17 protein-coding genes are annotated in these 26,889 nt (G+C 70.2%); 11 read left to right on the forward strand and 6 right to left on the reverse strand.

The genetic code is table 11. The annotated features are described in order from the left end of the window. The first annotated feature begins 407 nt into the window (after positions 1-407). A complete protein-coding gene (locus tag LR393_RS35760) occupies positions 408-3,011 on the forward strand; it encodes an acyltransferase family protein (RefSeq protein WP_331282988.1) in 2,604 nt (867 codons plus the stop codon). 3 nt (positions 3,012-3,014) lie between these two features. Here LR393_RS35760 and LR393_RS26145 read toward each other — a convergent pair whose 3' ends face one another. Together LR393_RS26145 and LR393_RS26150 are read right to left on the reverse strand one after the other, a co-directional pair. Then, positions 3,015-4,190, reverse strand: a complete 1,176-nt coding sequence (locus LR393_RS26145) for a PQQ-dependent sugar dehydrogenase (RefSeq protein ID WP_231487370.1) — start codon at positions 4,188-4,190, stop codon at positions 3,015-3,017. A gap of 40 nt (positions 4,191-4,230) precedes the next feature. Then, a complete protein-coding gene (locus LR393_RS26150; protein WP_231487371.1) occupies positions 4,231-4,938 on the reverse strand; it encodes a sirohydrochlorin chelatase in 708 nt (235 codons plus the stop codon). Positions 4,939-5,219: 281 nt separating this feature from the next. Between LR393_RS26150 and ilvD the strand changes: the two genes are divergently transcribed. The 6 genes from ilvD (at position 5,220) to ilvC (ending at position 16,273) form a co-directional block, all read left to right on the forward strand. Continuing rightward, positions 5,220-6,932 (forward strand): dihydroxy-acid dehydratase, encoded by a 1,713-nt coding sequence (gene ilvD / locus LR393_RS26155; protein WP_231487372.1) that lies wholly within the window; start codon positions 5,220-5,222, stop codon positions 6,930-6,932. Between the two features lie 103 nt (positions 6,933-7,035). Then, positions 7,036-9,612, forward strand: coding sequence for a putative bifunctional diguanylate cyclase/phosphodiesterase (locus LR393_RS26160; protein WP_231487373.1), 2,577 nt, complete (start codon positions 7,036-7,038; stop codon positions 9,610-9,612). Positions 9,613-9,891: 279 nt separating this feature from the next. Next, positions 9,892-12,615, forward strand: coding sequence for a putative bifunctional diguanylate cyclase/phosphodiesterase (locus tag LR393_RS26165; protein ID WP_231487374.1), 2,724 nt, complete (start codon positions 9,892-9,894; stop codon positions 12,613-12,615). A 238-nt stretch (positions 12,616-12,853) separates the two neighbouring features. Beyond that, on the forward strand, positions 12,854-14,665 hold the full coding sequence (locus LR393_RS26170; RefSeq protein WP_231487375.1) for an acetolactate synthase large subunit: 1,812 nt from the start codon (positions 12,854-12,856) through the stop codon (positions 14,663-14,665). 11 nt (positions 14,666-14,676) lie between these two features. Continuing rightward, complete coding sequence (gene ilvN, locus LR393_RS26175; protein ID WP_231487376.1) at positions 14,677-15,192, forward strand: acetolactate synthase small subunit; 516 nt, start codon at positions 14,677-14,679, stop codon at positions 15,190-15,192. A gap of 49 nt (positions 15,193-15,241) precedes the next feature. Further along, positions 15,242-16,273, forward strand: a complete 1,032-nt coding sequence (ilvC, locus tag LR393_RS26180; RefSeq protein ID WP_231487377.1) for a ketol-acid reductoisomerase — start codon at positions 15,242-15,244, stop codon at positions 16,271-16,273. A 127-nt stretch (positions 16,274-16,400) separates the two neighbouring features. Here ilvC and LR393_RS26185 read toward each other — a convergent pair whose 3' ends face one another. Further along, a complete protein-coding gene (locus LR393_RS26185) occupies positions 16,401-16,784 on the reverse strand; it encodes a VOC family protein (protein ID WP_231487378.1) in 384 nt (127 codons plus the stop codon). A gap of 147 nt (positions 16,785-16,931) precedes the next feature. Here LR393_RS26185 and LR393_RS26190 point away from each other — a divergent pair, with 147 nt between their 5' ends. From LR393_RS26190 to cimA, 3 genes are all read left to right on the forward strand, one after another. Continuing rightward, positions 16,932-17,996: a 3-isopropylmalate dehydrogenase gene (locus LR393_RS26190; protein ID WP_231487379.1), complete on the forward strand. Its 1,065-nt coding sequence runs from the start codon at positions 16,932-16,934 to the stop codon at positions 17,994-17,996. A gap of 187 nt (positions 17,997-18,183) precedes the next feature. Then, complete coding sequence (locus LR393_RS26195; protein ID WP_231487380.1) at positions 18,184-19,278, forward strand: branched-chain amino acid aminotransferase; 1,095 nt, start codon at positions 18,184-18,186, stop codon at positions 19,276-19,278. Positions 19,279-19,536: 258 nt separating this feature from the next. Beyond that, positions 19,537-21,126: a citramalate synthase gene (cimA, locus tag LR393_RS26200; RefSeq protein WP_231487381.1), complete on the forward strand. Its 1,590-nt coding sequence runs from the start codon at positions 19,537-19,539 to the stop codon at positions 21,124-21,126. 63 nt (positions 21,127-21,189) lie between these two features. On the opposite strand, the gene LR393_RS26205 is transcribed toward cimA, so the two are convergent. Both LR393_RS26205 and LR393_RS26210 read right to left on the reverse strand, forming a co-directional pair. After that, positions 21,190-22,230: an NHL repeat-containing protein gene (locus LR393_RS26205; protein WP_231487382.1), complete on the reverse strand. Its 1,041-nt coding sequence runs from the start codon at positions 22,228-22,230 to the stop codon at positions 21,190-21,192. A 112-nt stretch (positions 22,231-22,342) separates the two neighbouring features. After that, positions 22,343-23,230, reverse strand: a complete 888-nt coding sequence (locus LR393_RS26210; RefSeq protein ID WP_231487383.1) for a 3-methyladenine DNA glycosylase — start codon at positions 23,228-23,230, stop codon at positions 22,343-22,345. Positions 23,231-23,274: 44 nt separating this feature from the next. On the opposite strand from LR393_RS26210, the gene LR393_RS26215 reads away from it, so the two are divergent. Further along, a complete protein-coding gene (locus LR393_RS26215; protein ID WP_231487384.1) occupies positions 23,275-24,069 on the forward strand; it encodes a fumarylacetoacetate hydrolase family protein in 795 nt (264 codons plus the stop codon). Positions 24,070-24,155: 86 nt separating this feature from the next. Here the strand turns inward: LR393_RS26215 and LR393_RS26220 are convergent, their stop codons facing one another. Next, complete coding sequence (locus LR393_RS26220) at positions 24,156-26,762, reverse strand: putative bifunctional diguanylate cyclase/phosphodiesterase (RefSeq protein WP_231487385.1); 2,607 nt, start codon at positions 26,760-26,762, stop codon at positions 24,156-24,158. Positions 26,763-26,889 lie beyond the last annotated feature (127 nt).

Raw genomic sequence — 26,889 nt, forward strand, 5'->3', positions numbered from 1 at the left:
CCCCCGCCGGCGAGCCGGGGGACCAGGAGGAATTCTGGTCGCCGGACGACGCCCGCGGGAATGGCCCGGACCTGTCCTCGGGTCGGCGGTCACGGCCTGAGGACGACCGGGGCGCCGGTCGTGGTCGGCGGCGGTCACGGGCGTCCGGCGCCAGCTCAGGCGCCAGCTCAGGCTCCAGCTCAGGCTCCAGCTCAGGCTCCGGCTCAGGCTCCGGCTCTGGCTCCAGCTCCAGCTCCGGGTCCGGCTCCGGGTCCGGCTCCGGGTCCGGCTCCAGCTCCGGGTCCGGCTCCAGCTCCGGCTCCAGCTCCGGGTCCGGCTCCAGCTCCGGGTCCGGCGAGGATGTTGGATACGGGGGTTCGTCTGGTCACGAGGGTTCAGCCGGTTTCAGGGGCTCAGCCGGTTTAGAGGTGCCTGACGGTCCCGAGGCGCTCGTCGGCGCCGACGATGCCGCGGCCGGTCCGGAGCAGGGGGCGCTCCAGGCGTTCTGGACCGAAGACGCGCCGATTTCGCAGCGAGGTCACGCGGGTTCGCGTGGCGGCGACCGTCAGGGGCAGGCTCCCGGGTCTCCCGCGACCCCGCCCGGTTTCCAGAACGTTCAGGGAAGCGTCGGTACGGGGGATCCCCAGGCGTTCTGGACCCAGGACCTGCCGATCTCCGGCCGCCGCAACAGTTCTCCCGAACGGGGCGACAACAAGAGCCAGAGCGATAACAGGCTCTTTGCCGACCACGGGGACGAGGACGGCTTCGGGAACCGGGCCGACCATGCGTACCACCCCAATCACGAGAGCCCGGCTGGCTACGGAGGCCAGGCGGGTTACGGCTACGACGCCGATGACGAGAACCCAGCCGATGAGGATGACCGGGCCGGTGACCGAGACCGGGCCGGCTACGACGACCGGGCCGGCTACGACGACCGGGCTGGTTACGACGACCGGGCTGGTTACGACGACCGGGCTGGTTACGACGACCGGGCTGGTTACGACGACCGGGCTGGTTACGACGACCGGGCCGGCTACAACGACCAGGCCGGCTACAACGACCAGGCCGACTACAACGACCAGGCCGACTACGACGACTACGAGCCTTCCGACGAGGACGGGCAGGGGCGCGTAGCCAATGACGGCCCCGGTCGGCGCGATGCCCGGGACAGTCAGCAGTACGACGATCCCGGTCAACCCGGCCGCGGGGCGGCTCGTTCGCGGCCGGCGGCCCTTGGCGCGGGAGGTCCGTCCGGCGGCGACCATGACGCAGCCGCTGACCTGTCACCGGATCGGCACGGCCAGATGCCTGGCGAGTTCCAGGATGCGTCGCGGTCATCCGGGGGACAGAACCGCTCCCGCCGGCCGGGGCCCGGTCGCGGTCAGAAGGGCCACGGCCGTCAGCAGCGTGACGAGCGGGCCCACGACGAAGAGGTCCGCGACGCATCCGACGCCATCTGGCTGAAAGACCTGGCGCGCCCGGCCACCCCGGCAAACCTCTTCCAGCCCCGGCAGCCCGGCCCGCCCCGGTCCCCGAACGCCTACTCCCCGAACACCTATGCCCCGAACCAGGGCTCCCCGAACCAGGGCTCCCCGAACCAGGGCTCCCCGAACCAGGGCTCGCCGAACCGGGGTGCGCTCAACCAGGGCCCGTCGAACCGGGGTGCGCTCAACCAGGGCTCGCCGAACCGGGGCGCGCTCAACCAAGGCTCGCCGAACCCGCGCTCACTCAACCAGGGCTTCCCGAATCAAGGCCCTCCGAATCAAGGCCCTCCGAATCAAGGCCCTCCGAACCCGGGCTCGCCGAATCAAGGTTCACTGAACCGGAGCGCACCGTACGGCAACCGGGCGGGGCAACCAGGACGTCCACCATTGGCCGGATCCCGACCCGGGCCGTACGCACCGGGCGGGAACAACCAGCCGGGAGGACAGCCGGGTCTGGCCTGGGTCGACTCGGGGCGCGGCCTGGCCATCGTGCTGGTCGTGTTCCTGCACGCGGCCGGGTGGGTGCAGCAGTCGGCGAGCACGATGCCGCTGCTCAATGACCTCAACCAGATCGTCAGCACCGTGTGGACACCGCTGTTCTTCATGAGCGCGGGGCTCCTCGCGACCCGTTGGCTGTACGCGTCCTGGTCGGAACTGTTGTCGCAGAAAGTCTTGTCGCTGGTCTGGGTGTATCTGCTGTGGCAGGTCGTGAGCACCGCGCAGTCGGTGGTCGCCTCGACGTTCACGGGTGCCTCGCTGGGCCCGGCGAGCCTGCTGACGTCGCTGGCCCTGTCCCCGGCCCGACCGGCGTTCGAGCTCTGGTTCGTCTGGGCGCTGGCCATCTTCTTCGTGGTGGCCCGCCTGTGCTCTCGCTTCCCGCTGGCACCGCAGCTGGCGGTGGGCGCGCTGATGGGGGCGCTGACGTTCTCCGACCTTATCCCCGCGATCAACCTGGGCTGGAGCGGTACGCCGAGCTACTACCTGTTCTTCCTGATCGGCTGCTACTACCGCCAGTTGCTGCAGATGCTGGCGGATCGCTTCACCCCGAAGATCGCCCTGGGCGCGGTCGGGGGCTGGCTGCTGATCTCCACGCTGGTCCACGTCACCGGTCTGGACACACTGCCGGTGGTCGGGGTGATCGTGCGCCTGCTCGGACTGGTGGCGGGTGTCGGCGCGGCCGTGCTGCTGCAGAACGTGCAGCTGCTCAGCTATCTCGGCGCCCGCACGATCCCGATCTATCTGGCCCACACCCCGGTGATCGTGCTGCTGGTGGCGGTGCTCCACCCGATCGTGGGCTCGGTGCCGGCCCTGTCCTGGATCCTGCCGTTCGCCCTGACGGTGCCGGCGATCTGGCTGGCGCTGAAACTGTACGACACGGTGATGCGGACCCCGCTGCGGTTCATCTACGAACCGCCCGAGAACCTCACCGACCTGATCCGCAGCACCGTGGGACAGCGTCGCGGCGGGGCCGAGAGGCTGCCTCCCGCGCTGGTTCCGGGGCTGGTGCGCCAGCCGTTCGACCGTCAGATCGAGAGCGTTCTGATGTAGGGCTCAGCCCAGGTCGATCCGCAGTACCCGGTCGTCGGTCTTCCCCGGCTCGCCGCGCCCGTCGGTGTTCGACGTGGTGATCCACAGGTGGTCTCCGTCGGGGGTCGCGGCGACGTTGCGGATCCGGCCGAAACGCTGGTGGAAGAGGCTCTTCGGCGTGCCCGCGGTCTTGTTCCGCAGGGGCACCGCCCACAGCCGCTCACCTCGCAGCGCCCCCAGGTAAGCCACGTCGTCTACAATCGCGAGCCCACTGGGAGAGGCATTCTCGGTGTGCCACTGCACCTTGGGTGCGACGTAGCCCTCGCGCTTCTTCTTGCCCTCGACCACCGGCCAGCCGTAGTTCTTGCCGGGCAGGATGCGGTTCAGCTCGTCCCAGGTGTCCTGCCCGAACTCGGCGGCCCAGGGGCGCTTCTTCGAGTCGAAGGCGATGCCCTGCACGTTGCGGTGGCCCAGCGAGTAGACCGGGGAATTCTTGAACGGATTGTCTTTCGGCACCGAGCCGTCGCTGTTGATGCGGAGAATCTTGCCGCCCAGGCTCTTCTTGTTCTGCGCGTTGCTGGTCTTCGCACCGTCGCCGGTACCGATCCAGAGCTCTCCGTCCGGCCCGAAGGTGATCTCACCACCGTTGTGGATACTGGACGCGGGAATCCCGGTGAGCACGGCCTTCGGCTTACCCAGCGAGCTGCCGTCGTAGCTCATCCGCACCACCCGGTTGTCGCCCTCGGTGCTGTGCACGTAGGCCCAGAGGTTCACCGGCTTGGCCTTCGTCGGCTTCCCACCCGGCTTCAGGGCCAGCCCGAGCAGCCCACCCTCACCGTCGTCGCTCACCCCGGGCACCGTGCCGACCGCTGACTTCTTGCCCTTCGGGGTGATCCGCACGATGTCGCCGCCGGGTCGTTCCGACACCAGCGCCGAGCCGTCGGCCAGAAAGGTCACGCCCCAGGGCACGTCGAGCCTGGTCGCGAGCGTCTTGCCCAGGGTCACCTTGGGTACCTTGCTGGTGGACGTCGTTGCGCCTGCGTCGCTCGGCTCACCACCCGGGGTGGCCGGGGTGGTCTGCTCGTCGCTCGCCTCGACGCTCACCGGACCCGAGCCCTCCGGGTCGTCGGAGGCCGACGAGCAACCGGACAGAGTCATGACGACGAGTGATCCGGCGGCGATCGCGTGTGACGTCTTCACCCGTCCGATACTGCTGGAAAAACCGGGGGAGTGCGAGCCGTCACACCCCGCGCAGCCCGGCAGCCGCCGCGTCGTACCTGCTCAGAGCCAGTTCGGCCAGTACCGGATGGGGTGCCATCGGGGCGGTGACCCGGTCGGCGCCGGCGGTTTCGATCTTGCTGACGAACTGCCCGGGAGCCAGCAGGTACCCGGCGATCGTGACGGGCGTTCCGGGATGCTCCTCGCGCAGCCGGGCGACCGCGTCGGCCACGGTGGGGGAGCCGGCGGCGGCGTAGGCCGGCACGACCAGGGCGCCCTCCCGCGAGCGCGACAGCGCGGCGGCCGTCTCCTCCACGGCCCTCAGGGCGGCCGGGTCGCTGGAACCGGCCGCGGCCAGCACGATCGCATCGCCGGGGGCGGCCCCGGCCTCGGCCAGCCGGTCGTGCAGCACCTCCAGCAGCCGGGGATCGGGCCCGAGCGGAGCCGCGGCCCGGGCCAGGCCCGGCGCGGAGGCCACGGCGTTGCCGATGTCCGTCTTCACGTGAAAACCGGTGGAGAGCAGCAACGGCACTACGACCAGGGGCACATCCTCGGCCTTCAGCCGGTCCACGACATCGGCGACGAACGGTTCCTGCACGTCCACGTGCGCCGCCTCGACGCGCAGCCCGGGACGGGCCCGGGCCAGGTCGGCGCGGAACTGCTCGATCACCTCCCGCCCGGCCGGGGAGCGGGTGCCGTGGGAGCAGGCGACGAGCACGGGCGCGGACATGACCGGGAAGTCTGGCACGACCGGGCGGAACCCGGAGGTGTTCCCCGTCACTCGTCCCGAAGAGAAAACCGGCCGAAGCGGGAGACCTGCGGGCTGGCTACCGGCGTCCTGGTTGCTGTCCGCGTCGTTCGTCCGGTGGGGGGAGTCCACGTGATCGCCTTGCTACCGGCTCTGCGCTTCTGGCGCCTGCCGGCCGCTTTCGGGCAGCGATTTCGCGGACACGAGTGCGGGTGGGCTCCGGAGGGGGGAGCCCACCCGCACGGCGCGTAGAGTCACCCGACGTGACCCAGGACACGCAGGCCGATGAGCACGACATCAAGCCGCGCAGCCGGCAGGTGACCGACGGGATCGAGGCCACGGCCTCACGCGGGATGCTCCGCGCGGTCGGCCTGGGCGACGGCGACTTCGCGAAACCGCAGATCGGGGTGGCGAGTTCGTGGAACGAGATCACGCCGTGCAACCTCAGCCTGGACCGGCTGGCGAAAGCGGTGAAAGACGGTGTGCACGCCGGCGGGGGGTACCCGCTGGAGTTCGGCACCATCAGCGTCAGTGACGGCATCTCGATGGGGCACGAGGGGATGCACTTCTCGCTGGTCTCGCGGGAGGTGATCGCCGACAGCGTCGAGACCGTCATGCAGGCCGAGCGTCTCGACGCCAGCGTGCTGCTGGCGGGTTGCGACAAGTCGCTGCCGGGCATGCTGATGGCCGCGGCCCGGCTCGACCTGGCGTCGGTGTTCCTCTACGCCGGGTCGATCCTGCCGGGCAGGGCGACGTTCACCGACGGCACCGAGAAGGACGTCACGCTGATCGACGCCTTCGAGGGGGTCGGCGCCTGTGCGCGGGGCCTGATGAGCCGCGAGGACCTGGACATCCTGGAACGCGCCATCTGCCCGGGTGAGGGTGCCTGCGGCGGCATGTACACGGCCAACACGATGGCGAGCGCGGCCGAGGCGCTGGGCATGTCCCTGCCCGGCTCGGCCGCGCCCCCGGCCACCGACCGGCGCCGCGACGGGTTCGCCCGGCGCTCCGGCGAGGCCGTGATCAACCTGCTGCGCCGCGGCATCACGGCGCGCGACATCCTGACCAAGGAGGCGTTCGAGAACGCGATCGCCGTGGTGATGGCGTTCGGCGGCTCGACGAACGCCGTACTGCACCTGCTCGCGATCGCGCACGAGGCCGAGGTGGAGCTCACGCTGGACGATTTCGCCCGGGTCGGGGCGCGGGTGCCGCACCTGGCCGATGTGAAGCCCTTCGGGCGGTACGTGATGTTCGACGTCGACCGGGTGGGCGGTGTGCCGGTCGTGATGAAGGCCCTGCTCGACGCCGGGCTGATGCACGGCGACGTGATGACCGTGACCGGCGCGACGATGGCCGAGAACCTGGCCGGCATCGATCCGCCCGATCTGGACGGGAAGGTGGTGCGGGCGCTGTCCGAGCCGATCCACCGCACCGGAGGCATCACCGTGCTGCACGGCTCCCTGGCGCCCGAGGGCGCGGTGGTGAAGAGCGCGGGGTTCGACAGCGACGTGTTCGAGGGCGCCGCACGGGTGTTCGAGCGGGAGCGGGCGGCCCTGGACGCGCTGGAGAACGGGACGATCACGGCGGGCGACGTGGTGGTGATCCGTTTCGAGGGGCCCAAGGGCGGGCCCGGGATGCGCGAGATGCTGGCCGTCACCGGTGCGATCAAGGGCGCCGGTCTGGGTAAAGACGTGCTGCTCCTGACCGACGGCCGGTTCTCGGGCGGCACCACCGGGCTGTGCGTCGGGCACGTGACCCCGGAGGCCGTGGACCGTGGGCCGATCGCGGCGGTGCGGGACGGCGACCGGATCCGGCTGAACGTCGCCGAGAGCACCCTCGACCTGCTCGTGTCGCCCGGGGAGATCGCCTCCCGGATGCAGGATTTCGTCCCGGTGGCGCACCATTTCACCCGGGGGGTCCTGGCGAAGTACGTCAAGCTGGTCGGTTCCGCCTCGCAGGGTGCCGTGCTGGGCTGAGGGCAGCGGCGGTCCTGACCGCTCAACCGTCACCCTCCTGCCGCCGATGGGGTGAGAGCGACCTGACCAGGGTCGACGGTGAAAGCGGTTCACAGGTGGACTCATGCTGATTGCCCTAATCGCGACGGGAGCTACGGCCGTGGCGGCCGCGGGTGTGGCCTTCGCGGCCGCTGCGCGCGAGCCGGCCTACCGGCGGGGCACCGTGCTGTCGGGAGTGGGTTTCCTGGTCTGGGGCGGCGCCTCGATCGCCGTTCTCCAGGGCCTGCCGGACGTCTGGTTCTGGTGCCTACTGCGGCCGCTGGTCCTGGTCCTGTTCCTGTTCGGCACGGTCAACAACCCGGCCTCCCACCTGACCGGGCGTGACTACGCCGCGATGCTGGCCGACGGCTGGCTGGTGATCGCCAACCTGGTCGGGGTGGTCTGGATCGCCGCCCGCTACCAGAACGTCATCGGGGTGCGTGAGCACGTCGTCCCCACTTTGTTCTGGATCTTCCCGCTGATGCTGCTGGTGGGCCTGGCCACCGGCGTGGCCATGCGCACCCTGCCCACCGACCGCCGCGGATCGCTGGTGGCCATCGGCTCGGGAGCCGTGTCCCTGACGGGCGACCTGGTCGGCCTGGCCACCCGGACCGAGCTGGCCGTGCCGTTCTGGGGAGCGGCCTGGGTGCTGCTGGCCCTCACCACCCGGATGGATGACGGCCGCGTCTACAGCCGTCTCGCCCTCGACCCGCGCCCGCGCACGCTGCGCCTGTGGCAGCTGCCGGTCCCGCTGGCCGTGATCCTGATCTTCGTCCCGGTCGGCACCGACCCGGTCGTCGGGGTGGTGCTGGCCGGTACCTCGGTGGCCGCCTGCGCCGCCCTGGTCAACCAGTCCCGGCGCACCGAGGAGCTCTGGCAGGACCTGACCGCGCGCAGCCAGCTCTACGAGGAACTGCTGGAGAACACCCAGGACGTGATTCTCCAGGTCGACGACTTCGGCGTGATCGAGTTCGCCAACCCCGCCTCCGACCGGGTGCTGGGCATGCGCCCGGAGCTGCTCGTCGGCACCACACTGCTGGACTACCTGCACCAGGACGACCAGAAGATGTCCCGCGTCGTGGCCGGCGCCCCGCAGTGGCGCCGGGGCGAGCAGCGCGTGGAGACCCGTTTCCTGCCGGTCGTTCCGGGGATGCCGCCGGAGCCCGCGACCCGGACCGAGCCCCGCACGGCGGGCCTGGTCGGCAACATGTGGGCGGCGGACGAGTCGCGGTGGCGGGTGATCGAATGGGCCATCACGCCCCGCGAGGACGGTGGCGCGGTGCTGGTCGGGCGGGATGTCTCCGATCGGGTACGGATGCAGACCGAACTGGTGGACGCCGCGCAGACCGACGCTCTCACCGGCCTTCTCAACCGCACGGCTTTCCTCGAGGCGGTCAACGCCCGGCTCGCCTCGGGTCAGCACGCCGCCGTCATGTTCATCGACCTCGACAACTTCAAGGAGGTCAACGACACCATGGGCCACGCCGAGGGCGACCGGCTGCTGCACCGCGCGGCCGAGTGCCTGCGGCAGGCGGCCGGCCCGGGTGACTCGGTGGCCCGGCTGGGCGGTGACGAGTTCGCGGTGATGCCCGCCTCCGTCGACCCGGACGAGGCCAAGGCCGCCGCCGACGCGGTGATCACGGCCTTCAACGGGTTCGACGAGACGGCGCACGGGCGGCCCTCGGTGTCGGCGAGTCTCGGCCTGGTGGTGGCCGACCCGGTGGTGACGCACACCGCGCGCGAGGTACTGCGAGACGCCGACCTGGCGATGTACCGGGCCAAGCAGCGCGGGGGCGCCGGCGTGGTGGATTTCGAGCCGTGGATGTCCGAGCGCGTGATGGAGCACCACCGGCTGCGCGGCGACCTGGAGACGGCCGTGCGCGACGAGAGCCTGGCGATCTACCTGCAACCGGTCGTCGATCTGCACACCCGCCAGTGGGAGGGCTTCGAGGCCCTGGTGCGCTGGCCGGTCGGTGCCGAGACCTGGTCGCCCGCGCAGTTCCTGCCGGTCGCCGAGGAGAGCGGCCTGATTGTGCCGATGGGGGCCTGGGTGCTGCGGGAGTCGCTGCGCCAGCTGTCCGGCTGGCGCGACCCGAAGCTCGGCATGGCGGTGAACGTCGCGGCCGCCCAGCTGGTCGGCACCGACTTCTACGACGTCACCATGCAGGCGCTCGCCGACAGCGGTGTCGCCCCCGGCCGGCTGACCCTGGAGATCACCGAGCAGGCCGCGATCCAGGACCTGGGCCGCACCGCCTCGCGCCTGGACATGCTGCGCTCCGAGGGCGTGCACGTGGCGATCGACGACTTCGGCACCGGCTTCTCGTCGTTGCAGTACCTTTCCCGGCTGCCCGTCGACATCCTCAAGATCGACCGCAAGTTCGTCTGGGGCCTGGGCCAGCAGGCCGAGGACGACGTGCTGGTGCGTTCCATGCTCGGCCTGGCCGCGGAACTCGGCCTCGAGGTGATCGCCGAGGGCGTCGAGACCCGGCGTCAGGCCGAGCTCCTGCTGGAGTACGGATGCCGTCTGGCCCAGGGCTTCCTGTTCTCCCCGCCCCGCCCGATCGAGGAGCTGCGGGCCAGCGACCCCTTCGTCAGCCCCGCCCCGCCCATGCTCTCGGTCCCGCAACCCCGCCGGGCCAGCACCGAGCGAGTCACGGGCTGAAGCCCGCCTCTCCCGGAGCGACCCTGCCCAAAACCTTCCGTGATCATGCAAAACCTCCCCGGCGTTCTAGAACTCCAAGCGAGAGAGTTCTAGAACTCTGGGGAGGTTTTGCATGATCACGGAAAGGGGGTTCTGGCGGATGCTCGCGGGCGCTGTCCGGCCGCCCCTCATCCGTCCCTGATCACCCGGAAAAACCGCGTGATCACTGACAGTTGAGACTCCCCGCGTTCGTGGCATTTCGGCGCTTACGGTGCCGGGCGCCCGGATACTGTCGTCACCGTGGTGCCGGCGATGCTGATGGCGGCCGCGGCCGTGGTGGCCGGGGCCGCCTGGACGTATGCCTTCGTGCGGACGCTGCGTCGTCGTCCCGGCCTGCTCACCCCCACGATCGCGATCGGGGGCCTGTGCTGGGCGCTCGCTTCCGGGGCCGCGCGGCTGCTCGACCCCTCGGACTCCCTGGCGGCCGGGCAGACCACCGATTTCCTCATGGTCATCGCGGCCGGCGGGCTGCTCACCGCGACCGCCGGCACCGCCGACCGGATCGTGCCGGTGCGCCGGCCCGGTATCGGTGTCGCCGAGGCCGCGGTGCTGGCGTTCAGCACCGCGACGCTGGTCTGGCTGGCCGTCGACGCACCGCTGTGGCTCCCGTCCAGCACCGCGTTCGCCCTGCTGCCCGCCGTGCTCGACCTGATGGCGCTGCTGGCGATCCTGCGGCTGCCGACCCGCACCTCCTCGCGCACGTCGCGGGCCGGGCTGATCGGCTACGTCGGGCCGGAGGGCAACCGCACCCCCGGCCGGTCGTGGGGCCTGCTGGTCACCGCCCTGACCGGGGTGCTCGCCGCCGACCTGCTGCGCGGCACCCGCATCACCGGAGCCGGCATCCCGCAGTGGCCGCACGTGTCCGACGCCGGGCTGGTGCCGGTCGTGCTGACCTCGTGCGGGCTGCTGGTGCTCTACAGCGTGCGGCTGGCCCGGTTCCGCGGCCCGGCCACCCCGGCCCGGCACGAGAAGTCCGCCGACGACGTCCATTTCCTGCCCCGCCGCCGCGGCCGGGTGGTGCCGTACAGCGTCGCCCTGGCCGCCACGTCGGGGGTCGTGATCCAGGCCGCCACCAGCGGCACCGGTCCGATCCCGCTGTTCGGCCTGGGCTGCCTGGGCGTGGCCTTCGCGGTCTGGCAGACGTTCCTGCTGCTGGAGCAGGACGATCTGCTGAGGGGTCAGGTGGAGGCCCGCCGGCAGCTGGGCGCCCTGGTCGAGAACACCAGCGACCTGCTGCTGCGGCTGGACACCCACGGCCGCATCGTCGCCGTGAACGCCGCCGCCACCCGCCTGCTGCACCGGCCACCCGCGTCCATTGCGCATCGCCCCTTCGAGGAACTCGCCCGCACCGAGGACCAGCGCCGGGTGCGCGAGGCGGTGCTGGAGGTGACGCGGGGACACCGCGACTCCGCGCAGATCGAGGTGCGCCTGGCCGCGCCCGCCACCGGCACCGCTCAGCTGCGGCTGCGGGCCGTGGACGGCGGCGCGGTGGCGAACCTCAATGACGTCACCGACTCGGTGGAGCTGCGGCAGCGGCTGGAACGCCTGGCCCGGTTCGACCAGATGACCGGCCTGGCCAACCGCAGTCATCTGCTGGACGAGGTGAGCACCTGGCTGGACGCCTCCGACGAGGGCGAGATCGCCGTGCTCTACGCCGATCTGGACGGGTTCAAGGCGGTGAACGACCGGTTCGGTCACGCCGCCGGCGACCGGGTGCTCGTCGACGTCGCCGCCCGGCTGGACGCGGTCGCCGGGGGAGTGGACGCCCGGCGGCGGATCATCTCCCGGGTCGGGGGCGACGAGTTCATCCTGGCGCTGGAGGGCCTCGGGCCGGACACGGCCGCCACCGCCGCACAACGTCTGGTCGAGGCCGTGGCCCCGCCGTTCCGGGTGGTCGGCCGCACCGTGCAGCTCGGGCTCAGCGTGGGCGTGGCGCACTGCGACGGCCGTCACGACGTCTCCGCCTCGACCCTGGTGCACCGGGCCGACCTGGCGATGTACGCGGCCAAGTCGGACGGCCGGGCCCGCTACGAACTCTGGCAGCCCGAGCTGGACGCCCGGGTGCGCCGCCGGGTCGACCTGGCGCTCGGTCTGCGCGAGGCCCTGGAACGGGGCCGTCTCGCCGTGGCCTACCAGCCGATCGTGCGGCTGTCGGACGGCCGGGTGCAGGGGGTCGAGGCCCTGCTGCGTCTACCCACCGGCGTGGAGCACAGCCTGGCCGGCCTGGTCAGCCCGGCCGAGCTGGTCGAGGTGGCCGAGGACACCGGCGCCATCACCGAGCTCGGCGAGTGGGTGCTGCGACAGGCGGTCACCCAGGCCGCGGGCTGGGCCCGGCGCGGCTACGGGATCTCGGTCAGCGTCAACATGTCCGTGGCCCAGCTGGTCTCGCCGGCCTTCGTGGAACTGGTCACCGGGATGCTCGAGGCCACCGGGCTGCCCCCGTCCCAGCTAGTGCTCGAGATCACCGAGAGCCAGCTGGTCGAGCACTCCGGCCCGGCGCCCCAGGCCCTGCAGGCGCTGCGCGACGCCGGTATCCGCCTGGCCATCGACGACTTCGGCACCGGCTACTCCTCACTGTCGTACCTGCGCCGGATGCCGGTCAGCACGGTCAAGATCGACCGTTCGCTGCTGGCCGGGCTGGGCACCGACCCGCGCGCGGCCGCCCTGCTGGGGGCCGTCGTCGCGATGGCCCGCGGGCTCGACCTGGCCGTGGTGGCCGAGGGCATGGAAGACCTGGCCACGGCCCGGGCCCTGCGTGATCTCGGGGTGCAGGCCGGGCAGGGGTTCGCCCTGTCCAAGGCCCTGCCGGCCTCGGAACTGCGCCGCCTGCTGCAGTCCGGGCCGATCGACCTGGAAGACCCGCCCGCACCGGAAAACGGACCCAGGTCAGGAACGATGGATCTGCCCGTTTCCGCCGCACCCGTGCCGTTGCCCGAGGGGCGGGCAGACCGTCTCAGCCAGTGAGACCAATCGCGTCCCGATTGACATCCCCGTCATCCGGAGGCAACGTGTGAATGTGCGTAAGACTCTCGTACTTGGACGGCGCGCCCGCTGAGGTCATGAAGACCCGCGAGCGCGCGACCCCTTGTGCCCATTGGGCCGAGGGGTCTTTTCGTCCCTGCCGACAGTTGCACGCAGTTCACCTGCCGGCATCGACCAGTCCGATGCACGACAGTGATCCGACGAGCGAAGGAACCCCCTGATGCCCGGCCAGTCCCGCACCGAGCCCTCCGGCGCACCCCGCGCCACCGCCACCCCGGTCGTCGCCGAGCCGATGACCGGGGCCCAGAGCCTCGTCCGCTCGCTGGAGTCGGTCGGCGTAGAGACGGTTTTCGGGCTTCCGGGCGGGGCGATCCTTCCGCTCTACGACCCCTTGATGGACTCCACCAAGATCCGCCACATCCTGGTGCGCCACGAGCAGGGAGCCGGGCACGCGGCGGAGGGCTACGCGCAGGCCACCGGCAAGGTCGGGGTCTGCATGGCCACCTCCGGGCCGGGTGCGACCAACCTGGTCACGGCGATCGCGGACGCCTACATGGACTCGGTCCCGATGGTGGCCATCACCGGTCAGGTCAACAGCAAGCTGATCGGGACCGACGGGTTCCAGGAGGCGGACATCGTCGGCATCACCATGCCGATCACGAAGCACAACATGCTGATCGCCGACGCCGCGGACATCCCGCGCGCGATCGCCGAGGCGTTCCACATCGCGGGCACCGGCCGGCCCGGCCCGGTGCTGGTGGACGTGCCGAAAGACATCCTCCAGGCGCAGACCACCTTCTCCTGGCCGCCGAAGCTCGACCTGCCCGGCTACCGGGCCGTCACCCGGCCCCACAACAAGCAGATCCGGGAAGCCGCCCGGCTGCTCACCTCCTCGACCCGCCCGGTGCTCTACGTCGGTGGCGGTGTGCTCAAGGCGCACGCCAGCGAGGAACTGCGCCGGCTGACCGAGGAGACCGGCGCCCCCGTCGTCACCACCCTGATGGCGCTGGGCGCGCTGCCCGACTCGCACCAGCAGAACCTGGGCATGCCGGGCATGCACGGCACCGTCGCCGCCGTCACCGCGTTGCAGAAGGCCGACCTGATCGTCAGCCTGGGCGCGCGGTTCGACGACCGGGTCACCGGCAACCTGGACTCGTTCGCGCCGCACGCCAAGGTCGTGCACGCGGACATCGACCCGGCCGAGATCGGTAAGAACCGGCTGGCCGACGTGCCCATCGTGGGTGACGCCAGGGAGGTCATCGCCGAGCTGACCGTGGCCGTCGCGGCGGAGCACCAGGCCGGCCGCCGCGCCGACCTGACCACCTGGTGGGCGCAGCTGGACGGCTGGCGCGAGGCCTTCCCGCTGGGCCACGCCCCGGCGCCGGAGGGTGAGGTCTCACCCCAGCACGTGATCGCCCGGATCGGCGAGATCTCCGGCCCGGAATCGATCTACGTGGCCGGTGTCGGCCAGCACCAGATGTGGGCCTCGCAGTTCATCAAGTACGAGAACCCGCACACCTGGATCAACTCCGGCGGTGCGGGCACGATGGGCTTCGCCGTGCCCGCGGCGATGGGGGCCAAGGCCGGCCTCCCGGACACCGTGGTCTGGGCCATCGACGGCGACGGCTGCTTCCAGATGACCAATCAGGAACTGGCCACCTGCGTGATCAACCAGATCCCGATCAAGGTCGCCGTCATCAACAACTCCAGCCTGGGCATGGTCCGGCAGTGGCAGAACCTGTTCTACGACGGGCGCTACTCCAACACCGACCTGCACACCTCGGTCGGCAGCCGGATCCCCGACTTCGTCAAGCTGGCGGAGGCCTACGGCTGCGTCGGCCTGCGCTGCGAGACGCCGGAAGACGTCGACGCGACGATCGAGAAGGCGATGGAGATCAACGACGTCCCGGTCATCATCGACTTCGTCGTGCACCGGGACGCGATGGTCTGGCCGATGGTCCCGTCCGGGGTCAGCAACGACCTGATCCAGATCGCCCGGGACACCCGCCCGGAATTCGACAGCGAAGCCTGAGGACGACAACAGTGACGCAGAAGCACACTCTCTCCGTGCTGGTCGAGGACCGGCCGGGCGTGCTCACCCGGGTCGCGGGCCTGTTCGCCCGGCGTGGGTTCAACATCCACTCCCTGGCGGTCGGCCCGACCGAGCACTCCGGCATCAGCCGGATGACCGTCGTGGTGGACGTCGACGAGCTGCCCCTGGAGCAGGTCACCAAGCAGCTCAACAAGCTGATCAACGTGATCAAGATCGTCGAGCTGGAGCCGGGTGCCTCGGTCCAGCGCGAAATGCTCCTGGTCAAGGTCCGCGCCGATTCCGCGACCCGTAGCCACGTGCTCGAGACCGTCGAGCTGTTCCGGGGCCACGTCGTCGACGTCGCTCCCGACGCGGTGACGATCGAGGCCACCGGCAGCCCGGACAAGCTCGCCGCCTTCCTCAAGGTGCTCGAGCCGTTCGGCATCCGCGAGCTGTCGCAGTCGGGCCTGATCGGCATCGGCCGCGGCAACCGGTCCATCACCGACCGGGCTCTGCGCAGCGCCTAACCTCGACCCTGTTATTCGTTTACCACCCTCAATAAGGAGAACTAGCACCGTGGCAGCAAAGATGTACTACGACGACGACGCCGACCTGTCCGTGATCGCCGGCAAGGCCGTCGCCGTGATCGGTTACGGCAGCCAGGGTCACGCCCACGCGCTCAGCCTGCGCGACTCCGGTGTCGACGTCCGCGTCGGCCTGGCCGAGGGCAGCAAGAGCCGGGCGAAGGCCGAGGCCGAGGGCCTGCGCGTGCTCAGCGTCGCCGAGGCCGTGCAGGAGGCCAACGTGGTCATGCTGCTCACGCCCGACCACATTCAGCGTCACGTGTACACCGAGTCCATCGAGCCGCACCTGGCCGAGGGCGACGCGCTGTTCTTCGGCCACGGCTTCAACATCCGCTTCGGCTACATCACCCCGCCGGCCGGCGTGGACGTCTGCATGGTCGCCCCGAAGGGCCCCGGCCACCTGGTGCGCCGCGAGTACGTCGACGGCCGGGGCGTCCCGGTGATCGTGGCGGTCGAGACCGACGCCACGGGCAAGGCCTGGGACCTGGCGCTCTCCTACGCGAAGGCGATCGGCGGCCTGCGCGCCGGCGGTATCAAGACCACCTTCACCGAGGAGACCGAGACCGACCTGTTCGGTGAGCAGGCCGTGCTCTGCGGCGGCATGTCGCAGCTGGTCCAGTACGGCTTCGAGACGCTGACCGAGGCGGGCTACCAGCCCGAGGTCGCGTACTTCGAGTGCCTGCACGAGCTCAAGCTGATCGTCGACCTGATGTACGAGGGCGGCATCGCCAAGCAGCGCTGGAGCGTCTCCGACACGGCCGAGTACGGCGACTACGTGTCCGGCCCGCGCGTCATCGACGAGAAGGTCAAGGAGAACATGCAGGCCGTTCTCGCCGACATCACGTCCGGCGCGTTCGCCCAGCGGTTCATCGACGACCAGGACGCCGGCGCCCCGGAGTTCAAGGCCCTGCGCGCCAAGGGTGAGCAGCACCCGATCGAGGCCACCGGCCGCGACCTGCGCAAGCTGATGAGCTGGGTCAAGAGCACCGACTCGGACTACGTCGAGGGCAGCGCCGGCCGCTGACTCCGGTAGCACCCCCGAAAGCCCCCGGCCGCTGAGAAGCACCGGGGGCTTTCGGGTGCCCGGAGGCCGCCCCGGCCTTCCGGACCCGGAAATGGGGGACGCTCGTCCTCACCGGACGCTCACCGGCTCAGGTCAGGGGGGCGTAGAGGTCGATGTGGGTTCCGTCCGGGTCCTGCACCGTGGCCACCCGCCGGCCCCAGGGGGCGTCGAGGGGTTCGCGGAAGCCGAAACCGTCCTCGTCCAGCCAGGTGTAGAGCTCGTCCAGGTCGGTGGTGGAGTCGCAGCCCACGGCCAGGGTGACGCCGGTGCGCGGGGCGTCCGGGTCGATGTCCCAGTTCAGCTCGCGGAACAGGGCCTCGGTGTAGAGCAGCAGCTTGAAGCCGCCGAGGTCGGCGAGCACGGTCCCCTCGTGGCCGCCGGGCCCGAAAGAGGCGCCCAGGCGCTGGTAGAAGGCGGTCGACTTCTGGATGTCGGCGACGACCACACCGACGGCGTCCATCCTGAATCCCATGGTGATCACCTTATTGAGGTGGGCTCCGCGGGCCAGGCGAAACTCGCCCGGAGCCAGCCACCTCGTCCTCTGCGCGGCCCGAGAAATTCTGTCCACATACCGAGACTCAATGACCGCCATCCGGACTCAAGGAGTACGATCGGCCGCATGAGCACCTCGACCGCACCCACATCCGTCCGGCTGGCCGTCATCCCTGGTGACGGAATCGGCCCGGAGGTGGTGAGCGAGGGACTGAAGGTCCTGAACGCCGCGGTCGGTTCCGAGGTGTCCTTCGAGACCACCGAGTACGACCTCGGTGCTCGCCGTTGGCACAAGAACGGCGAGACACTGCCCGACTCCGTGCTGGCCGAGATCCGGCAGCACGATGTCATCCTGCTCGGCGCGATCGGCGACCCCGCCGTGCCGAGCGGTGTTCTGGAGCGGGGCCTCCTGCTGCGCCTGCGGTTCGCGCTCGACCACTACGTGAACCTGCGGCCGGCGCGGCTGTACCCGGGCGTCACCTCGCCCCTGGCCCCCCACGTCCTCGAGAACGGGCTCGACTTCGTCGTGGTCCGCGAGGGCACCGAGGGTCCGTACGTCGGTAACGGCGGCGCGGTGCGCACGGGTACGCCGCACGAGATCGCCACCGAGGTCAGCATCAACACCGCGTTCGGCATCGAGCGGGTGGTACGTGACGCGTTCACCCGCGCCGCCGCCCGTCCGCGGGGGCACCTCACCCTGGTGCACAAGCACAACGTGCTCACCCACGCCGGTCACCTCTGGCGTCGCACGGTGGAAGCGGTCAACGCCGAGTTCCCCGAGGTCACCACCGACTACCTGCACGTCGACGCCGCCACCATCTTCATGGTGCAGAACCCGGGCCGCTTCGACGTGATCGTCACCGACAACCTCTTCGGCGACATCATCACCGACATCGCGGGCGCCATCGCCGGAGGCATCGGCCTGGCCGCGTCGGGCAACATCAACCCCGACCGCAGCGCGGCGCCCAGCATGTTCGAGCCCGTCCACGGCTCCGCCCCCGACATCGCCGGTCAGCAGAAGGCCGACCCCACCGCCACCGTGCTGTCCGTGGCGATGCTGCTGGAGCACCTCGGTCTGGACAAGGCCGCCCAGAAGGTCGAGTCGGCCGTGGCCGAAGACCTCGTCGAGCGCGGCGACCGAGTACGCACCACGTCGGAGATCGGCGAGGCCATCGCCTCGCGTCTCGCCTGACCCATCACGCCACACGGCCGGTCGGGTGAATCCCCGACCGGCCGTCCGCGTTCTCACGTCCGGACGGTTGCCGCAAGAAAGCCGGCACCTCCGACGGGCACCCCGTCCCGTGCTTTCTCCGCTGCTACCGTCGTCAACAGATTCTTTCCGGCCCATTCGCCGGGCCGGTCTGCGAGGGAGCATCGCGATGAACGACACCACCGACCTCAAGTTCAGCACCACGCTGAACCCCACGCCCGCCACCCCCGAACGGCGCGCGCAGATCCACGCTCAGCCGGGCTTCGGTAAGTTCTTCACCGACCACATGGTGTCCATCGACTGGACGCACGGCGAGGGCTGGCACGACGCCGGCCTGATCCCCTACGGCCCGATCCAGATGGACCCGGCCGCGGCTGTTTTGCACTACGCGCAGGAGATCTTCGAAGGGCTCAAGGCCTACCGTCACGCCGACGGCTCGGTCTGGTCGTTCCGCCCGGAGGCCAACGCGGCCCGGCTGGCGAGGTCGGCCCGCCGGCTGGCTCTGCCCGAGTTGCCGGAAGAAGACTTCCTGGCGAGCATCGACCTGCTGGTCAAGACCGACCAGGCCTGGGTGCCCGACCACGCCAGCGGTGAGAGCAGCCTGTACCTGCGGCCGTTCATGTACGCGTCGGAGAGCTTCCTGGGCGTGCGGCCGAGCAAGACGGTGCGCTACCTGCTCATCGCCTCGCCGGTCGGCCCGTACTTCTCCGGCGGGGTCAAGCCGGTGAGCATCTGGCTCTCGAGCACCTACACCCGCGCCGCGCTCGGTGGCACGGGTGCGGCCAAGTGCGGCGGCAACTACGCGGCCGGTCTGGCGGCGCAGCTCGAGGCCGAGGCCCACGGCTGCGAGCAGGTCTGCTTCCTCGACGCGGCCGAGCACCGGTGGGTCGAGGAACTCGGCGGCATGAACATCTACTTCGTGACGAAAGACGGAACGCTGGTCACGCCGACCGTCTCCGGCACGATCCTCGAGGGCATCACCCGCTCGTCCATCCTCACCCTGGCCGGCGAGCTCGGCCTCAAGGTCGAGGAGCGCCCGATCAGCATCGACGAGTGGCGTGCGGGTGTGGCCTCGGGCGAGATCACCGAGGTCTTCGCCTGTGGCACCGCCGCGGTCATCACCCCGCTGGGCGCTCTGGCCTGGGAGGGTGGCGAACTCGAGATCCCGACCGGCGAGGTCGCGATGAAGATCCGCCAGTCCCTGCTCGACATCCAGTACGGCCGGGCCGAGGACACCCACGGCTGGATGCGGCAGCTGGCCTGACTTTTCGGGAATTGAAGACGAGGCGGGCACCCGAGGTGCCCACCTCGTCCTCAATTTTGAGAGGTTCCCGGACCGTTCACCGCCGGGTGTGGCAGAATCGGCGTCACCATGTACAGCACCAGCGTGATTATTCGCAGGCGCGTCGACATCGCCTAGGGCCCAGGGCACCGTCGACGCGCAGACCTCTCGCATCCGCGAGGGGTCTTTTTTCATGCGGCTTTCATGAAATCCAGCACCCACGACCAGAGGCGATCAACGATGGACACCACGTTCCAGGTGTACGACACCACTCTGCGCGACGGCGCCCAGCAGGAGGGGCTCAGCCTCTCGGTGCAGGACAAGCTGGCGATCGCCGGGCATCTGGACGAACTGGGTGTCGGATTCATCGAAGGTGGCTGGCCGGGGGCGATTCCGAAGGACACCGAGTTCTTCCGCCGGGCCGCGACCGAGCTGAACCTCAAGCAGGCGGTTCTCACGGCCTTCGGCGCCACCCGTAAGGCGGGCGTGGCCGTGCACGACGACCCGCAGGTGCAGGCCCTGATCGACTCGCTCGCCCCGGCGATCACGCTGGTGGCCAAGAGCGACATCCGGCACGTGGAGCGGGCTCTGCGCACCACCGCCGAGGAGAACCTGGCCATGGTCACCGAGACCGTGCACCACCTGCGCGAACAGGGGCGCCGCGTGTTCCTCGATGCCGAGCACTTCTTCGACGGGTACGCCTTCGACCGGGGTTACGCGCTGGAGGTCGTGCGGGCCGCGGCGCAGGCCGGCGCCGAGGCGATCGTGCTGTGCGACACCAACGGCGGCATGCTGCCGCCCCAGATCGCCGACATCGTGCACGACGTGCGCACGGAATCGGGTGCCGCACTGGGCATCCACTGCCACAACGACACCGGTTGTGCGGTCGCGAACTCGCTGGCCGCCGTCGACGCCGGGGTGATCCAGGTGCAGGGCACGCTGAACGGGTACGGCGAGCGCACCGGGAACGCCGACCTCGTCACCGTTCTCGCCGACCTGGAGCTGAAACTCGGCCGCCGGGTGCTGCCCGAGGGCCGCATCCAGGACATCACTCGGATCGCGCACGCGGTCAACGAGATCGCCAACGTGTCGCCGTACCAGCGCCAGCCCTACGTGGGGGCCTCGGCGTTCGCGCACAAGGCGGGTCTGCACGCCAGCGCGATCAAGGTCGACCCCGACCTCTACCAGCACATCGACCCCGCGGCCGTGGGCAACGACATGCGCATGCTGGTCTCGGACATGGCCGGGCGGGCGTCGATCGAGCTGAAGGGCAAGGAGCTGGGTTTCGACCTGTCCAGCGACCGGGAACTGCTGGGCGAGGTGACCGGGCGGGTGAAGCACCTGGAGGCCCGGGGTTACACGTTCGAGGCCGCCGACGCGTCGTTCTCGCTGCTGCTGACCGAGGCGGTGCACGGGGCCCGGCCGGTGTTCTGCGAGGTCGAGAGCTGGCGCGTGATCACCGAATTCCGCGGTGCCACCGGTGAGGCGGTGTGTGAGGCGACGGTGAAACTGACCGCGGGCGGGAACCGCGTGGTCGCCACGGCGGAGGGGAACGGCCCGGTCAGCGCCCTCGACCGGGTGCTGCGCCAGGCGCTGCTGCCGGTCTATCCGGAGCTGGACCGGATGAAGCTGACCGACTTCAAGGTCCGCATCCTCGACGGGCAATCGGCCACGGACGCGGTCACCCGGGTGCTGGTGGAGACCACCGGCGCCGGGTCGGTCTGGCAGACCGTGGGGGTCGGGCCGAACATGATCGAGGCCAGCTGGCAGGCCCTGCTGGAGAGTTTCGTGTACGGGCTGTCGTCGATGGGTGTGGCGTCGCGGGTGTAGAGCGAAAATTGAGGACGTGGTTGCCAGGTGGGCAACCACGTCCTCAATTTTGGTTTCAGTGGTCTACAGCGGCGCGATACCGCTCATCACCTTCTTGCCCAGCGGCACGACCTGATAGCTCGCCGTCGCCGGATCGGCCACGCCGAAGCGGGCGTTCACGGCCCATAGGGTGTGGTTGACGAAGGTCGCCGTGCTCGGCACGTCGAGCTGCGGCGAGGTCAGCGTCTTGCGCCAGGTGGCGCGCCAGCCGTTGCGGTTGTGGTGCAGCTTCAGGGCCTCGACCGCGTTGCTGCTGTTGCCGCGGACCACGAACAGGGTGTGGCCCTTACGCTCCAGGCCGTCGCCACCGGTGATCCCCGGACCGCGCTTGACCAGGATGTTCTTCGTCTCGCCGGTGTGCGGGTCGACGGTGTAGATGCCGCCGTGCGTGCTGTTGTTCAGCAGCAGCGTGCCGTCCCACAGGGTGTCGATGCCGTTCGCGCCGTTACCCGTGGTGGTCGCCGGCCAGGCACCCTTCAGCGTGATGAAGTTCGTCTGGCCGGTGGGGTGCCCGGTTGCGGGCCGCAGATCGATGCGGGTCAGCCGGTCCACGCGGGAATCGGTGACCCACACCGCGTTCGGCTCGATCACCAGGTCGTTCAGGAACACCGACCCGGGCACCTCGATCCGGTGCTCCACCGCCCCGGAGGTGGCGTCGACAGCCAGCACGATGCCCTGGGAGCCGTCCTGCCCCGCGGCCCAGAGCAGGTGGGAGCGCTGGTCCCACTGCAGACCCCGCAGCGACCGCCCGGACACCCCGGCCGTGAGCTGCTGCCCGGCCCCGGTCTTCAGGCTGCCGGTCCAGATGCGGCCGTCGGCCACGGATCCGGCGAAGAAGGTGCGTCGGGGGCCGGACGTGATGCCCTCGGGCCGGAAGCCGGTGGGCAGGCCGACGGTCGACAGCGCCTTCCTGGCCGAGGCCGCCTTCACCGGCGCGGGGGTCGACGTCGTCGCGGCGGAGAGTCCCCCGGCGAGTGCGGGGGAAGCGAGCAGGGCCGTGCCGATCACCGCAGCGCCGGCGGCAGTGCGGACGCGACCGAGATACGTGAGCCTTCTCGTATTCATACGTCCCAGGGTCGAGGACGCAGGCCCGTCGCCGTCCGCGGAACACACGGCACGTTCGGCGTACTCGCTGGTCAACCGGTTGGTTAACTAGGTGACTCCAACCCCACCGGCCTCAGGCGAAGCTGATCAGGCCGTCCAGGACGACGATCAGCCGGGCCCGGAGCGCCTGGGAACGTTCGGCGAATTCGCGTTGCCGGGCGACGTACTCGGCCTTCCCCTCGGGGGTCTCGATCTTCACTGCGGACTCTCCGTACGGGGTGAGGTCGTAGGGGGAGGCCTTCATGTCGAGCAGCCGGATGTCGAGTGCCAGCTGGAAGCAGTCCAGGGCCAGGCCTCCGGGCACGGCCGGGCCGAGCTTCATGGCCCACTTGTGCCCGTCCATCGAGGCGTGCAGGCAGCCCGGCTGATCCAGCTCGACCTGGGTCTCACGGGTGGGCTGGAGCCGGTTCAGGCCCACGGCCTCGGGGGTGAAGAAGCGGAACGCGTCGAAGTGGGAGCAGCGGATCGGGTGCGCCTCGACCACTTCGTCGGTGCCGGCCTGGCCCAGCCGCAGGGGGAGCGGATGCCGATGTTCGCCCTGCCGGTAGACCATCGCCCACTCGTGCAGGCCGAAACAGCCGGTGAAGGTGGGCCGGCCGCTGATGTTCGTGAGCAGCCGGTGGATGAACCGCACCGAGTCGCCGCGCTCGTCCATGAACCGGGCCGCATCGAATCCGACCGTGCCCGCCTCGGCCTTCGTGTACCAGCGCCACTTCTCGTGCGGGGTCTCGCCCTGGAGACGGATTCCGACGCCCGGGTGCCAGCGCCGCAAGGTCGAGGGACGCGTGGAGTAGTACTCGTAGAGGAAGTCCTCGATGGCGTGCTTGGTGTGCGTGGCCCGGCGCTCGCGGCGGCCCTGGGTGAGGGCGTCGGCACGCTCCTCGTGCTGCTGCGCCAGAGGCTGCCACTCGGCCTCGGCCAGAACCTGGCTGCTGATCGTCGTCCCACCCGCCCTCGTCACGCCGTCCAGTATCTCCCCTTCGGTAATGACATAAGGTCAGGGGCGTGCTCATCGCGAGATTCACCACCGGCGAAGACCCCAGGTACGCGATCGTGGAGGGCGGGCAGGGCAACGGCTTCCTGCACGTCATCAGTGGCGATCCGCTCTACCAGACGGTCCAGATGACCGGGGAGAAGGTCAGGTTCGACGACGCGGTGCGGTTGCTCGCACCGGTCATCCCGCGCAGCAAGGTGGTCGCGGTCGGCAAGAACTACGCCGACCACGTGGCCGAGATGGCCGCCACCCCGGGCGAGGCCCCGCCGGAAGAGCCGCTGCTGTTCTTCAAGCCGAACACCTCGGTGATCGGCCCGGGCGACCCGATCGTGCTGCCGCGTCAGTCGACGAACGTGCACTACGAAGGCGAGCTGGCCATCGTCATCGGCAAGCTCTGCAAGGAGGTGCCGGTCGAGCGCGTCAACGAGGTCATCCTCGGCTACACGATCGCGAACGACGTCACCGCCCGCGACCTGCAGAAGTCCGACAAGCAGTGGGCGCGCGCCAAGGGCTTCGACACGTTCTGCCCGATCGGCCCCTACCTGGTGCTCGACACCGACGCCACCGACCTGAGGCTCACCACCCGGGTGAACGGTGAGGTCAAGCAGGACGGCAGCACCTCGCAGCTGATCCACAAGATCCCTGAGATCGTCGCCTACGTCTCGGCCGCGTTCACGCTGCTGCCCGGCGACATCATCCTCACCGGCACCCCGGCCGGGGTCGGCCCGATCGTGGCCGGTGACCGGGTCGAAATCGAGATCGAGGGCATGGGTGTGCTGAGCAATCCCGTGGTCTCGCGCGACTGAGGTTCTTTCGTTCGGTTCACCATTGAAGACGCGTACGGGCACCCAAGGGGGCCCGTACGCGTCTTCAATTCTGTTGGCCGGTCAGGTCAGCGTGCCTCGGCGAGATGCCCTTCGCGCGCCGCGAGCCAGTCCATGAAGCCGGCCAGGGGCATCGGGGCGGCCAGGTAGAAGCCCTGCATGTTCGTGCAGCCCATGCGCTGTAGCTCGGCCCGGGTGGCGGCGTCTTCCACGCCCTCGGCCACCACCGCCAGGTCGAGGTTGGTACCGAGATCGACGATGGAGCGCACGATCGCGGCGTCATTCGGCTCGGCCAGCATGTTCATCACGAAGCTCTTGTCGATCTTCACCTCCTGCACCGGGAGCTGGCGCAGGTAGGACAGCGACGAGTAGCCGGTGCCGAAATCGTCGATGGACAGACCCACTCCGAGCGCGTGCAGCTGATCGAGCACGATCCGGGTGCGGGCCGGGTCACGGATCACCGAGCTCTCGGTGATCTCCAGCGTCAGCGCTTTCGCCGGGACCCCGTGCCGGTTCAGCAGTTGCTGCACGTTCTCGATCAGCTTCTCGTTGAGATTGCTGCGGGCGGAGAGGTTCACGCTCACGGTGAGCCGGTGACCCGCTCGCCGCCAGCGCCCGCACGCGGCCACGGCCTGCTCCAGCACAGCGTCGGTGAGTTGCGGGATCAGGCCGTTGCGTTCGGCCAGGGGGATGAAGGTGTCGGGGAAGAGCAGCCCGTGCCGGGGGTGACGCCAGCGCACCAGGGCCTCCACCCCGAGCACCATCCCGGTGCGCAGGCTGGCCTGCGGCTGCACGTAGACCTCGAGCTGCCCGGCCGAGATGCCCTGCCGGAGCTCGGCGGTCAGGGCCAGGCGCTCGGGGGTCTCGTTGGCGTCGAGCCCTTTGTCGTACACGTGCAGACCCGAGCCGGAGTTCTTGGCGTAGTACATCGCCGCGTCGGCCCGTTTCAGTAGCGTGTGCCCGTCGGCCCCGTGCAGCGGCGCGACGGCGATCCCGATCGAGACACCGACCTCGACGTCCACCCCCTGGATACTGACCGGTTTCTCCAGCCCGCAGCGCAACTGGGCGGCGATCTCGAGGGACGCGGCCACCGAGTCGACCGCCGGCAGCAGCACGGTGAACTCGTCGCCGCCGGTGCGGGCCAGCACACCGCGCCCGGCCAGCCGGTCGTGCAGCCGCCGGCCCACCTGCTGGAGCAGCAGATCGCCGAGGGCCAGCCCGAAGGTGTCGTTGACCTGCTTGAAGTTGACCAGGTCGAGGTTGAGCACGGCCAGGCCGGGGGAGCGGTCCTCGCGCATCTCCTGGATGGCCTGCAGCATCTCTTCCTGCAGCAGGTTGCGGTTCGGCAGGCCGGTGAGCTTGTCGTGCAGGGCGTCGTGCTTGAGCCGGTCGACCAGCTGGCCGTTCTGCAGAGCCATGCTGGCGTGGTTGGCCACGGTCATCAGCAACTGCACGTCGTCGGTGTCGAACGAGCGCACATCGCTGATCCGGTCGCCGACCAGGATCGTGCCGACGATGCCCGCCTCACCCCGCAGCGGCACCAGCACGGCGTCGCGCAGGTCGCGGTCGGCGAGCAGGTTGCGGTGGCTGCGGTCGCCGCGGGGGATGAGCAGGGGGCCGCCGCTGCCGAAGACCCCGGCCCAGCTCGGGTCGTTCGCGGCCTCGTCGCTCAGCCGCACGCGGCGCAGCTTGCCGTTGGAGCCCCGGCTGTCGATGCGCAGCGGCTGGTGCCCGGCCTCGGAGGAGACGAAGACGATCTCGGCGTAGTCGGCCCGCAGCACCTCGCGGGCGTGCTGGAGCACCCCGGTGAGGATCTCGTTCACCTCGGGAGTGCTGCTCACCGCGTGGCTGAACCGGTAGAGCCGCTCCAGGCTCAGGTGCCGCTCGGACAGGCTGCAGTAGCTGCGGTAGGCGATGAGCAGCAGCACCATCGAGACCGCCAGGGGCACGGCGGCCCGGCTGTCGGCGTCGAGCGCGTGCACCGCGACCAGGGCGATGCAGGTGACCCAGGCCGAGGTGGTGGCGCCCCGGCCGGCCTCGAGCAGGAAGTCACGGCGTTTGGTCTCGCCGTCGACCACCGCGATCACCACGGTCACCGCGACCGCCGAGAGCAGCCCGCCGCAGATGGTCGCGACCAGCGCGGCGGCCCAGGCCCGGGGGTCGATGTGGACGTCCGAGCCACGGATCAGGTTGAACAGCAGCAGCGCCAGCATCGACTCGGCGAACAGCATCGAGCCGTTGAAGAACACCTTGACCGGGCCCTGCCGGCGCCACAGCACCAGAGCCACGAGCACCCCGAGGAGCCGGCCGGTGACGAAGCCGCCCGGGGTGGCGAAGAACAGGCCCAGCACGGTGGCGATCTCGTTCATCGAGATGGCGCGGACCTGCCGATGACCATTGACCTGCACCATCTGCACCACGATCTCGCAGGCGGCGGCCAGGGCGGCCACCGTCCACCAGTCCAGACGCAGCAGGCGCCCCCGGGCGCCCATCTCCTGGGTGACGGGGCACAGCCACAGCAGCGCGCCGAAGGCCACCAGCAGCAGACTGACGGCGATGATCCGCAGCGACGTGGCCCGGGGGGCCTTCGGTCGGGTACGCGTGTCGGTGTGCCCGGGGCTCGGAAGGAGAGCCAGCGGGGACAGTTCGAAGAGCCGGATGCCCGAGACCGCCATTCGTCACCCCCTGCAACCGGGGTCGTGCGGGCACGCGCGACCACGAGCCGGCGTGAGGACTGCCCCGACGGCATCGCGTGAGGTCATGGGCGCGCGCGTCATCAGGTCGTCTCCAGCTTTCCGCCAC

Origin of the sequence: Kineosporia mesophila, from assembly GCF_021129235.1 — a bacterium.
Lineage (GTDB): Bacteria > Actinomycetota > Actinomycetes > Actinomycetales > Kineosporiaceae > Kineosporia > Kineosporia mesophila.